Origin of the sequence: Kaistia sp. MMO-174, from assembly GCF_037147815.1 — a bacterium.
Taxonomy (GTDB): domain Bacteria; phylum Pseudomonadota; class Alphaproteobacteria; order Rhizobiales; family Kaistiaceae; genus Kaistia; species Kaistia nematophila.
The window spans coordinates 294,673-306,692 of the sequence record NZ_JBBCUO010000006.1; the positions used below are offsets into that span (position 1 = coordinate 294,673).

The 12,020-nt window shown below is 65.3% G+C and carries 7 protein-coding genes; 1 reads left to right on the top strand and 6 read right to left on the bottom strand.

Features of this window, described 5'->3' with window-relative positions; all coding sequences use genetic code 11:
• Positions 1-2 precede the first annotated feature (2 nt).
• The 5 genes from WFK98_RS22425 to WFK98_RS22445 form a co-directional block, all read right to left on the bottom strand.
• Positions 3-1,001, bottom strand: a complete 999-nt coding sequence (locus WFK98_RS22425) for an ABC transporter permease (RefSeq protein ID WP_266340328.1) — start codon at positions 999-1,001, stop codon at positions 3-5.
• Between the two features lie 3 nt (positions 1,002-1,004).
• On the bottom strand, positions 1,005-1,844 hold the full coding sequence (locus WFK98_RS22430; RefSeq protein WP_266340329.1) for an ABC transporter permease: 840 nt from the start codon (positions 1,842-1,844) through the stop codon (positions 1,005-1,007).
• A 73-nt stretch (positions 1,845-1,917) separates the two neighbouring features.
• The gene (locus WFK98_RS22435) at positions 1,918-3,639 is read right to left on the bottom strand and encodes a hydantoinase B/oxoprolinase family protein (RefSeq protein WP_336801844.1); all 1,722 of its coding nucleotides are present in this window, start codon (positions 3,637-3,639) and stop codon (positions 1,918-1,920) included.
• Positions 3,640-3,641: 2 nt separating this feature from the next.
• Complete coding sequence (locus WFK98_RS22440; RefSeq protein WP_336801845.1) at positions 3,642-5,663, bottom strand: hydantoinase/oxoprolinase family protein; 2,022 nt, start codon at positions 5,661-5,663, stop codon at positions 3,642-3,644.
• Between the two features lie 18 nt (positions 5,664-5,681).
• On the bottom strand, positions 5,682-7,286 hold the full coding sequence (locus tag WFK98_RS22445) for an ABC transporter substrate-binding protein (protein ID WP_336801846.1): 1,605 nt from the start codon (positions 7,284-7,286) through the stop codon (positions 5,682-5,684).
• 338 nt (positions 7,287-7,624) lie between these two features.
• Between WFK98_RS22445 and WFK98_RS22450 the strand changes: the two genes are divergently transcribed.
• The gene (locus WFK98_RS22450; protein ID WP_336801847.1) at positions 7,625-8,248 is read left to right on the top strand and encodes a helix-turn-helix domain-containing protein; all 624 of its coding nucleotides are present in this window, start codon (positions 7,625-7,627) and stop codon (positions 8,246-8,248) included.
• A 620-nt stretch (positions 8,249-8,868) separates the two neighbouring features.
• Here WFK98_RS22450 and WFK98_RS22455 read toward each other — a convergent pair.
• Positions 8,869-11,739 (bottom strand): autotransporter family protein, encoded by a 2,871-nt coding sequence (locus WFK98_RS22455; RefSeq protein WP_336801848.1) that lies wholly within the window; start codon positions 11,737-11,739, stop codon positions 8,869-8,871.
• Positions 11,740-12,020: the final 281 nt, after the last annotated feature.

The window sequence follows — 12,020 nt, forward strand, 5'->3', positions numbered from 1 at the left end:
CTTCAGCTCCGTCTCACGCGGGGGTCGACATAGCCGTAGAGCAGGTCCACGGCCAGATTGACCACGATGTAGATCATCGCGGAGAGCAGGATGAAGCTCTGCACGACAGCATAGTCCTGACGTGTGATCCCCTCGATCACCAGCGTGCCGATGCCCGGCCAGGTGAAGATCTGCTCGACCAGCACCGATCCCCCGATGAGCTGTGCCAGGATCAGGCCGCCGGCGGTCAGGGTGGGGAGGAATGCATTGGGCAGGATGTGCCGGAAATGGGTGTCGACCGGTGCGACACCCTTTGAATGCAGCACCGTGACGAACGGTTCGTGCACGACGTCGAGCAGATTGGCGCGCAGCAGGCGCACCAGATAGCCGAAGGATCCGAGCGCGAGGGCAAAGGCGGGCAGGGCCAGATACCACAGCGCGCGCACCGCGCCCGGCACGTCGCCGGCCAGCAGGTAGTCGATTGTATAGAAGCCCGTGACCAGGCTGGGAGCGGGGCCTCGGCCCACCGGGCCCGGAAACCACCCCAGGCGCTCGAAGAAGAACATCAGAAGGAGCAACGAGATCCAGAAGGGTGGCACGCCGACGCTCATGAAGGAGACCATGCGCAACATGCCGTCCAGCAGGCGCGAACCGGTGAAGCTCACCAGCACGGTCAGCAGCACGGTGGCGGCGAAGGCGCCGATGAAGGCCACGACGGCGAGTTCGGCGCTCGCCGGCAGGCGCTCCATGATCAGAGGGAGGACCGGTTTGCCGGAACCATAGGAGAAGCCCCAGTCGCCGCTGAGGAAGTTCAGGATGTAGTTGAGGTACTGAACCACCAGCGCCTTATCGAGTCCCATCTGAGATCGCACCGTGTTCAGCACCTCGTCCGTGGCGAACGGGCCGGCGATCAACCGGGCGGGGTCCGTCGGCAAGGCGCGCAGGACGATGAAGGCGAGGATCGAGGCGCCCAGAATGGTAAGGATGGCCGAGCCGATGCGCTCGAGGACGAATCTGGCCATGGTCTAGCCTCTCATTCCAGATCTCGGGTCGTAGAGGTCGCGCATCCGGTCGGCGATGACATTCCCGGCAACCGCGAGGGCGAAGATGCCGAGGCCCGGAAAGACGCCCAGCCACCACTGGCCGGTCAGCGCATAGGCCAGCCCCTCGGTGATCATCGTTCCCCATTCGGGAACAGGCGGCTGGATGCCGAGCCCGACGAAGCCCAGCGCCGCCATCGTGATGATCGAGAAGGAAAATACCGACGACGCCTGCACGAGAACGGTGGAGAGCGTCTGCGGCAGGATGTGGAGGCGGATGAGGCGCATATTGGTGGCGCCGAGGGCGCGCGCGCTCTCGACATACATCAGCCCGCGCAGGCGCATGACCTCACCGCGCAGCAACCGGAAATACCAGGGTATGGCGGCCAGGACGACGCCGATCATCGCCGAGACCATGCCGGCACCGAGGCCGATGGCGACCGCCATCGCCAGGATCAGCGGCGGAAAGGCAAGGACGGCATCCATGATGCGGGACAGGACGGCATCCACCCAGCCCCCGGTGAGGCCGGCGAGAAGGCCCAGCAGCCCGCCGATCACCGTGCCGACCAGCGTGACGGTCAGCGCCACGCTCATGGAGACCTGCGCGCCCCATATGAAGCGGGCGAACACGTCCCTGCCCACGTCGTCCGTGCCCATCGGATGCTGGAGCGAGGGCGGGGCCAGGGAATCGAGGACGCTGACCGCGAGCGGATCGACACGCCAGAGCAGGGGGCCGAGCACCGCGATGAGGATCAGCGCCACCAGGATCAGAAGGCCCAATGCCAGTTCGGGGTCGCGCAGGGTCTGGACGATCAATCGCGGCACAGGTGCGGCTTTCCGTTGCTCGGGATGTGGCGAGGAAGGGCAGCGCGGAAGCGAGGCCGCGCTGCCCCGAACCTTAAGCGAAGGCGTGAGGATAGTGCCGGCGGGCGAACGCCTCGCTGATGTAGCCTTCGGCGATGTCTTCCAGCACCGCCTCGACCGGACGCTCCGTTGGATCGCCGTAGCCGCCCCCGCCGCCGGTGCGCATGTTGAGCACGGTGCCCTTGGGCATGTGGAAATGGGTGGCCTTGGAAATCAGCTGCTGCTCGCCGTCCGGCATGGTGGCGAGGCACTGGTTCGGCCTTGCCTCCTTGCCGCCCAGGAGGCCCCAGGGAGCATTGAGGGTGCGCTCGAAGACGGTGGTGATCAGATTGTCCTCGGTCATGCGAATGTCGAGGTTGAGACCGGGGCCTCCGCGCCACCGGCCTGGCCCAACCGAATCCTCGGCCAGTGCCAGTTGCTCGACGATCCAGGGGTTGCGGTGTTCCCAGACTTCGGCCGGGGTGAAGCGGGTGGCGGACTCGGAGATGTGCAGCATGATGCCGCCATCGCCGCCGTTCCAGGCGCCCTGTCCGGTCGGCAGGGGGGTGCCATCGGCCCAGGGGTCGCCGCTCTCCTCGCGGTGGCCCCACGCCACGAGCGAGCAGATGCAGCCGCCGGAGCAGGCCGGGACTGCCGTGGGCATGGCGCTCGCCACCGCGTTATAGATCACCTCGATCGCCTGCAGTCCCGGCCAGCCATAGATGAAGGACGGCGCCGGCGGCAGCGGGTCGAACATGGAGCCGGGCCGGGTAATGACCTTGAGCGGCCGGAAGTGACCCTCGTGCGGCGCCTCGCCATAGCCGGCGAGCATGGTGATGGCGACGCGGCTGGCCGAGATGGTCGTGGGCAGCGGTGAATTGGTTGGGCCACCCTGCTGGTCGGGGACGCCGGAGAAGTCCAGCGTCACGTCGGATCCCTTCACGTCGAGCACGATCTCGAAGGGGATGCGATCCTTGGTGACACCGTTATTGTCCATTTCGCCGCGGCCGACATAGCGGCCATCGGGGATCTTCTCGAAATAGGAGCGGACGATGCGTTCGCCATGGTCGAACATGTCGTCGACCGCGGCCATGTAGGTATCGAGGCCGAAGCGCTCCACCACTTCGAGCAGCGACTTGACGCCGACCCGGCAGGCGGTGACCTGGGCGTCGAGATCGCCGCGCACCATCTGCGGCACGCGGGTGTTGGCCATGATCATGCGGAAGATGTCCTGATTGAGGACGCCCTCCTTGTAGATCTTGACGCCGGGGAAGATGCAGCCTTCCTGGAATACGTCGGTGGTGTCGGTGCAGTAGGGATCCTTGGCGCCGATGTCGAGCCAATGGCCCTTGATGGCGGTGTAGCCGATCAACTCGCTGCCGAGAAACGCCGGCATGATGATGACCATGTCCTGCGGGTGCGACCCTGTGCCGAACGGCCAGTTGTAGATGAGCGCATCACCGGGGTTGAGGCTGTCCGGGCCGCCATTTTCCTTGACCGCGAAGTCGATGCAGAACGAGAGCGTGCCCATGAACATCGGCAGGGACGGCGCCTGGCTGAGCAGGCGGATGTCCTTGTCATAGATCGCGACGGCGAAATCGAGGACTTCGTAGATGATGGGCGAGAAGGACGTGCGGATCAGCGCGCGCTTCATCTGGTTGGCGGCCGAGTTGAGGGCATGGCGGATCACCTCGGTGGTGATCGGATCCGCCTTGGCCTCGGTGATGCGGCCGAACCTGCCCGCATTATGGACGACGGGCTCGTATGTCTTGGCCATGATTATGCAATCCGCTCCAGAATGAGTTCGCCGGCCTTGCCGCTGGAAACCGTCCATTCCACGTCGACATAGGTCGTGCAGGTTTCTTCCGTGATGATGGCGGGGCCCTTGACCTGTCCCAGGATCCGGCCGCGGGGAATGATGCGGAAGGGGACGCGCGCCTTCCGTTCGAAGGAGTAGACGTCCATCATCCGATCGTCGGCGCCATCGGCGCGTTTCGGCGTGTAGCTCAGCTCGCGGCGCGGCAGCAGAACCGTCGTGGAGGCGCGGGTCGAAACCAGCTCCACGTCCTGGTTCATCGTCGAGCCGAAGGTGCGGGCATATTCGCTGATGAAGTGGTCGAGAACGGTCGGTTCCGTTTCCGAGAGCTTGCCGCCCTCGACCGCGACTTCAATGGAGAGCGTATGCTCCTGCCCCTTGTATCGCAGATCGAGGCGGGCCGACTTGATCGAGCCCTCGGCATGCGCGGTGCTGCGTTCCTCCAGCGTGGCGAAGAGCTCACCCAGAAGGGCATTCACCGTCTCGAAGGCGCCGGGCACGAGATCGAGCACGCGGGTCCTTGCCGCCGATTGCACCATGTCGGCGCCCAGCAGGCCCCAGGCCGAGAAATTGCCGGCCAGTGGCGGAACCACGATGTGGTTCATGCCGAGTTCGTCCGCCAGAAGCGTGCCCATGAGGGGGCCGGCTCCGCCGAACGGCAGCAGGGTCATCTCGCGCGGATCGAGGCCCTGGTCGAGCGAGATCTCGCGCATCGCATTGGCCATCGCGGCCGAGGAAATGCGCATGACGCCGGCGGCCGTCGCCTCGGTGTCCTGCTCGATATGCACGCCGACGCTGTTGATGGCAGCCTCGGCCTTGCCGATGTCCAGATGGATGCCGGAGGCGAGATCGCCGGGGCCGAGCATACCGAGCCAGGCGGCCGCGTCGGTCATGGCCGGCTCGACGCCACCCTTGCCATAGCAGGCCGGGCCCGGCACGGCGCCCGACGATCGGGGGCCGACGCGCATAAGTCCGCCGGCATCGATGTGGGCGATCGATCCGCCGCCCGAACCGATGGAGCGCACGTCCACCCAGGGGGACTGGATGGGCATGTTGTCGATCATGCCCTCGAACAGCACCTGCGGCTTGGTGTCTATGACCAGCGCGGTATCGAAGGAGGTACCGCCGACATCCGCCGTCACCAGTTGCTGGATGCCGAGCATCTTGGCGAGTTCGGAGGCACCCTGGGCGCCGCCGACCGGGCCGGACATGATCGTCTCGAACGGCCGGTCCTCCGCCTCCTCGAAGGTCATGGAGCCGGAGCCTGAGCGCGTGATCAGCGACGTGCCCTTGAAGCCGAGCTCGCGCAGCTTTCCGTCCAGGCGGCGCAGATAGTTGGCCATGCGGCCGCGCACGAAGGCGTCGATGCACGTGGTCGACGTGCGCTCATATTCCCGATACTCGCCGGAGATCTTATAGGACAGCGAGATGCCACCGGCGAACCCGGCCGCGCGTATCATCGATTCGATGCGGATCTCATGTGCCGGATTGGCATAGGAATTGATGAGACATACGGCGATGGCGTCGACCTTTTCCGCCATGAGCGTTGCGATGGCGGAGGCGACGTCGTCTTCATCGAGCGGAGCATATTCAGCACCCGAGCCGAGCATGCGGCCGCCCACTTCCAGACGCAGGCGCCGCGGCACAAGCGGCACCGTCTGCTTCCAGAACAGGTTGTACATCTCGGCCCGGTCGCCGCGACGAATCTCCAGGACATCCCGGAAGCCCTTCGTCGTGATGAGGCCCACCTTGGCGCCGCGGCGCTCCAGCAGTGCGTTGAGGCCGACCGTGGTGCCGTGCAGGAAGAACTCCGCCCGGTCGATGACCTCTTTCGGCACATGCCCCGTGATCGCCGCGACGACGCCCTCCTCGGGCGCCGACGGGACGGTTGGGACTTTGCCTTCCACGGTCTGGCCGGTCGCCTCGTCGAAATAGACAAGGTCAGTGAACGTGCCGCCGATATCGACGCCAATACGAGTAGCCATTGAAAGGAATATCCTTGCTTACTTCTTCGCCCAATAGCGGTAATCGGGCAGCGGCGAGAATGTGAAGCTGGTCACGGCATCGCTGAGAACAACCACGGGCTTGTCTTCGTAGAACAGGATCTTTGGATACTGTTCGCGCCACATGGTGGTGACCTTGTCCATGATCTCCTGGCGTTTTGCCGTATCGGAAGACGCGCGCATCTCCGCTATGAGCGGATCGGCGGCCGGCAGGCAGGTGTCGGTCAGGTTGAACGAGATCCCGCAGATCAGGTCATATCCCCAGTAGTAGCCGGTCTCGAAGACGCCCGGGCCGTCGAGGCGCATGAAGGCGGGGATCTTGTGGCCCTGGGTCAGGTCCTGGAACTCGGCCGCCGGCGCGACGCGGATCGAGAGGTCGATGCCGATTTTCGCCCAGGTGCTCTGGACGATGGTGGCCAGCTGCTGCTGGGCGGCGTCGCCTTCCTGGATGGTCAGCTCGGCCTTGATCGGGGTCGCGACGCCGCTCTCGGCGATGAGCGCCTTGGCCTTCTCGATGTCGAAGCCGAGCGGCTTGGAAAGCTCCGCATTGAAGCCGGGCAGGCTCGGCGGGATCGGGCCGTAGTAGGCCGTGCCCCAGCCATAGGCCAGCTTCTTGACGATATCGTCATAAGGTATCGCGAGAGCCGCGGCCTCGCGCACCTTCACATTGTCCCAGGGCGCCTGCTTGTTGTTGATCATCAACTGCTGCACGAAGGGATTGGAATAGGCGATGACCCGGGTGCCGGAATTGCCTTCGAGGGAGCGTGCCGCCTGCTTGGAGAGGTCGAACGTGATGTCGGCCTGCCCGGTACGGGCCTGCAGCAGCAAGGTGGGGGCGGCCGAGATCCAGTTGACGTTGATCGCGGGCGATGCGGGAGGCGTGCCGGCGAAGCCGGGGTTGGCCACCATGCGGGCCTTCTGGTTGGGCGAATAGCTCTCCAGCAGGAAGGGGCCGGACGGAGCCACGTTGGACGACATCCACTCGTTCGGTGCGCCGGCCTTCACTCCGCCATTGGCTTCAACCAGCGACGGATCGACAATGGAGCCCGCATGGGTCGCCAGGTCGCCGAGCATGTTCCCGTTCGGGGCATTGAGCGTAATCTTGACCGTCTTGGGGTCCACGGCTTCGATCTTCTCGATGATCACCGGGTCCAGGTGGCCGTCGGTCAGGAAAAAGCGGCCGCAGCCGGCCATGTCCAGCACGCGTTGCAGCGAGTAGCGCACTGCCTCGGCGTCGACAGGCTTGCCGGACGGAAACTTGAAGCCGTCCTTGAGGTGGAAAGTATAGACGAGGCCGTCGCTGCTCTGGTCCCACGAGGTGGCGAGATAGGGCTCGATGGTGGAGTAGTCGACTTCCTTCGTATTCTGCGGCCCGTCCTTGACGCCGTGCTGCACGAGGCGAACGTAGAAATTCTGCAGGAAGCTGATCTCGGGCAATCCGCAGGCCCAGGCGGGATCAAGCGTCGACGGGGCAACGCCAGCATTGACGACCAGATCAGAAGACTGCGCGAAGGCACCTGGGGCGGGCCAGGCCAGGCCCGAGGCCAGTAGAAGGCCGACGGAAGCCCGGACGGCAGGGTCCTTGATTCTGCGTAGCGACGACATGAACGATCCTTTCAGGAGCGATTTCGACTGACCTAGGCCGCCGGGGTTGCATCCGGCACATCGTGATCTGGAAACAATTTTTCCGATACGACAAATTTACGGCATAGTTCTTTGGTGCTGTCAATTCTGAAAAGTCGTTCCCTGTCTACCGAGGGGCACGAATATTTGTTGTCTAGATGCGATCAGGCATGGTCCGAAACGGGAATTCGTGGCACAGCTTGGACAAGTCGGGTAGCTTGCGTCGCGGAATAATTTTCATATGATAAAATTTTCAGCATGGTGGCTATGCGCTATGCATATCGCGACGTTCTAGATCGGCAGTGAAAGGTACTTGAATCATGTCCGACGACGCTTCCGCCCCTGCGGCCGTCTCTTCCCTGAGGCGGCGCGGGGAGCGATCGATTGCCAAGACGCTTCGGGCCTTGCGCAAGCGAGCGGATTTGACGTTGAACGACCTGGCTCAGCGCGCGGGTCTGGCCGTCTCGACTCTCTCCAAGATCGAGAACGACCAGATGTCGCCTACCTACGACACGCTACTGGGTCTGGCGGAAGGGCTGGATGTCGACATCAGCGAACTGGTGACGGGAGGGCGCGGCGTCTCGGTCAGCGGTCGTCGTGCGGTGACCCGCAAGGGGCAGGGCGTCGTGCATTCCACGTTGCTCTACGACTATGAAATGCTTTGCAACGACATCGCCAATCGACAGTTCGTGCCGCTGCTCGCCGAGGTCAAGGCGCGGTCCCTGCATCAGTTCGAGGGACTCCTCAGTCACCCCGGCGAGGAGTTCATCTACGTCCTCAAGGGCAAGATCGAGCTCCATACCGAACACTATGCCGTCACCTTGCTGGACGTCGGCGACTGCGCCTATTTCGACAGCACGATGGGGCATGCTCTCGTCAATCCCGCGGACGATCCCGCGCAGGTGCTTTGGATCTGCTCGCGCGTCGTGGCGCCGTTGGCTTGAGGTAGGCAGAGTCTCTGCTTTGGCCCGCGGTCGAAAGTCCTGTCTCGAATTCTGAGGGCACGACTTTCAACGGGGGTGGATGGGGCAGGGCCGCTACCGCCCGGGTAAGTCGTGCTGGTGTCCCCGGCGCGGCGCGGGCGTCGAGGGCATCCATGCTGGATCGGGCGCGTGGCAGTGCCAGAACGGATGGCAGGGCAACGTCGGCCGTTGCTGCCAGATGGATTTTCGTCTCGATACTTCACATGGCGATGCACATGGTGTTGGTGACCGATGGCGGGATAGCGCCGCTGGCGTGGTTCTGCTGGTCGCCAGGCTCCGGGGTGGCGCTCCGGCGGTATTCGCTTTTGCGGTCAAGCTGTTCATGCCAGTCTTGGCGCTGGTCGCTTTGGCCAATCTCTGGGTCGGCGTGACGCGCGCCGGCTATTCGGTGAAGCAGGAGCTGCCGATCCTTGTCATCGTCTTCAGGGTGCCGGCGGCGCCGGCTCGGTCGCCGGCCAGGAGGCGCAATAAGCGACGGCCACCACGGAAGCGGCCGGTGCGGACGCGGAGCCGGTTGCGACCCGGGATAAAAGGAAGCGGCCGGGCATGGCCCGGCCGCTTTCCGTTTTCGCGGGCGCGGCTCAGAAGCCGATATTGAGCCCGAGCGTGCCCTTGTAGGCGTAGGAGCCGTCGAAGCTGGTCGAGGCGAGCGCCTCGCCATGCAGCGCGTATTTCTCGTTGCCCCAGTTATAGGTGCCGCCGAGGCCGAACTCGGCGCCGAACTTCTGCGGTTTCGCCACCAGGTCGACGCCGGAGACCGCGACGGTGGCGCCGTCCAGGAACTCGTAGGTCAGGCTGGTGATGCCGTAGAAATGCGTGCGCGCCACGCGGCCCTGATCGTCCTGCCAGTTGGCGTCGCGGCCGAGCGCGGCGCCGATCCGGCCCTTCAGGCTCTCGCCCTTCGAGAGCGATACCTCGGCGCCAAACGGATCGACAAAATCGTCGAAATCGGCAGAGGCGTAGGAAAGCTGGGCCTGCGGCGTCACCGTCCAGCCCTCCTTCACCGCGAACTCGCGGCCGGCCTCGATCGACAGCGCGTAGCCGGTGCCGTTGTTGCCATCGACGAGCTTGCCGACCTCATCGGCGGAAAGGTCGGTGTCGAACCAGGCCACCTGTGCCTGGCTGTCGACATAGACGCCGTTCGCGCCATACCAGGTCAGCGTCGCGCCGATGCCATAACCTTCGGTGGTGTTCGAGCCGTTGCCGAGATCGGAGGAGACGCCGGCGCTGGCGCGGCTGTACTGCGCCGTGATCCCGGCGACGAGGGCACCGGAGGCGCTCTCCAGCACTTCGCCGTCGAAGCCAACCTGCAACTGGAACAGATCGCTGTCATAGGACGCTTCGGTCGTCGAGCTGTCCGCCTTGACGCGGGAGTGCACACCCTCGATCCGGGTCCAGAGCGCGGTGTCCGCCGTGTCGCCGGCCTTGTCCGGCCGGCGGTCGCCGACGCGCTGCTGCAGGGTCGGCAGCGAGATCAGGCCGAGCATGACGGCGGGATAGCTCTCATAGGTCGGCAGCGTCGGCGCGAGGCCGTCGGTGCGCAGATACCAGTCGCCATCGTCCTGGGTGCCGGTCACGTCGTTCTGGAACAGGTTGTAGCGATAGGCGCCGGCGATCGCCGGGCCGGCCAGCACGAAGGCGTCGGCGGCCGAGTCGCCATCGACCTGCACGATCCGGATGCCGTCGCCGGCGGTCAGCGCCCCCGCGCCGCCGAGATTGACGACCCGCACCTGCGTCGCGCCGGTGCCGCGCACGCTGTCGCCGATGATGTAGAGCTCGTCCGTCGGCGAGTTGTCGGTTCCCAGCACCGCCTCGATCTCGAGGACACCGCCATTGCTGGTGTAGTCGCCGGCGACCGTCAGCGTGCCGATCGAATTGCCCGGCGCGATCACGCCGCCCGCATAGTTGGCGGTATCGCCGACCATGCCGGTGCCCTGCAGGCGGCCGCCGCGCACGTCGACCGTGCCGCCGAGGGTGCTGTTCACCTCGAGGGTGCCGCCATAGACGGTGGTCAGGCCGTAGAATCCGGCCTGGCTGGCGTCGAAGATGGTGTGGCCGGCGATCTGGTTGATCGCGCCGTCGCCATTGATGGGCGTGTCGAAGACATAGTCCGTCTCCGTGTGGTTGAAGTTGATCTCGGCGCTCGCGGCAAGCGTCACGGCCGAGGCTTCGAGCGTGCCGGCGGCGGTCGCCGCCTGGCCGACCGCGCCGCCGATGTTGAGTGTGGCGTGGCTGTCCGCGAAGGCGCCGCCGACGGTGAGGGCCGAATTGCCGCCGTTCACCACGACGCGGCCATCATTGGCGATGGTGAGGCTCCCGGTGCGCCGCGTCGCAAGGGTGATGGCGTTGGCGCTCAGCGTCGACCCATCACCGGAGACGAGGACGTCGAAATCGGCGGCGACGGCGTTGGTGTTGGTGGCGATGCTCACCGTCGCGGCGCTGACGACGCCGCCATCGAGGATGGAGAGCGACCCCATCTGCATCGCGAGCGCTCCGCCGGTGTCCCACCGGGATCCCTCGCCGGAAACGATGGCCGTGACGCTGGCATTGGCATAGGCGTTGTTGGCGTTGAGGCCGCCGAAACTGGTGCTGCCCGTGATGTCGACCACGCCGCCGTCGAGAACGTTGATGTAGGTGGTGCCGTTGTAGGAGCCGAACGAGCCGGCCTCCAGCGTCGAGCCATCGTCGCGGACCGTCAGGTTGGCGATGCCGCCGCCGGCCGCAGTGTGCGCGTTGACGGCGCGGTCGGTGATGTATTCGCCGCCGTCCTCGATCGTCAGCGTCGCTTCGACCGATGCCGAGCCGCCCAGGACCGTCGCGTCGGTGCCGGCGGTGGCCACCCGCGTACCCGCGCCCGAGATCGTCAGGCTCGCAACCTCTCCGGCCTGCACGGCGATGCCGAGCTGAGCAAGGGAGCCGCCGCTCGACGTGCTCAGGGTGATGTCGCTGCCGCCGGTGATCACGACCGTGCCGGCCTCGACGCCGAGCCGGGTGACGTCGGTGCTGGTCACGCCGTCGAGCACGAGCTCGCCGGCTCCCTTCTTGCCGATCAAGCCGGTGTTGAGGACGCCGGTGCCGTCAATGTTGCCCGAGATCGTCAGGCTTGCGCCGCTGGCGACGTCGAAGACCCGACCCGTCGTGTAGGAGAGCGTGTTCGCGCCGGTCTCGATGGTGATCGCCTTGCTCGAAATCGCGGGCAGGGCGCCGCTGAGCGAGAAGCTGCCGGTCAGCGTGATGGTCGAGCTTGCGTCGGGGCTCGCCTGCGCGTCGGTGATCGCCTGCGCGAGCTCGGTCTCGTTGGCGGCGGTGTAGGTCGCGGCCTCGGCCGAATGCCCGAGGCCGACCGCCAATCCTGCGGCGAGCGCAAGCTGGGATGCGTTGGACCGAAGCCGCCGGCCCAGCGTGCCGCTCGATCGAACCGATCCTGCGTCCGGCATGGAGTTCAATGTCATCAATGTCAGCCCCATTGTCGCCCAAGGCGCGACCAGGGGCGCCGTCAACGCATGTGGAATTAGTTCAAAACGCGAACTAATGCGTTGCAACGACGACAGAATCCGGCCCCACGCCCATTCGGCCGACACCTTATGTCAGACTTATCGATCCCGTAAGCGGACAAAGCACATCCGATCACAACCCTTCCGTGCTGTTGCGGATGGGCAACGGTGGCGGCTGTGGCACGGCAACGGGGAATGGGGTTCGTGTCTACCGCGAGTTTCGAGCCGCTTCCGGGACA

Bases quoted from the DNA above. Each gene is read 5' to 3' on its own strand.
- WFK98_RS22445 (WP_336801846.1), bottom strand. From the start codon at position 7,286: ATGTCGTCGCTACGCAGAATCAAGGACCCTGCCGTCCGGGCTTCCGTC.
- WFK98_RS22425 (WP_266340328.1), bottom strand. From the start codon at position 1,001: ATGGCCAGATTCGTCCTCGAGCGCATCGGCTCGGCCATCCTTACCATT.
- WFK98_RS22440 (WP_336801845.1), bottom strand. From the start codon at position 5,663: ATGGCTACTCGTATTGGCGTCGATATCGGCGGCACGTTCACTGACCTT.
- WFK98_RS22435 (WP_336801844.1), bottom strand. From the start codon at position 3,639: ATGGCCAAGACATACGAGCCCGTCGTCCATAATGCGGGCAGGTTCGGC.
- WFK98_RS22450 (WP_336801847.1), top strand. From the start codon at position 7,625: ATGTCCGACGACGCTTCCGCCCCTGCGGCCGTCTCTTCCCTGAGGCGG.
- WFK98_RS22455 (WP_336801848.1), bottom strand. From the start codon at position 11,739: ATGACATTGAACTCCATGCCGGACGCAGGATCGGTTCGATCGAGCGGC.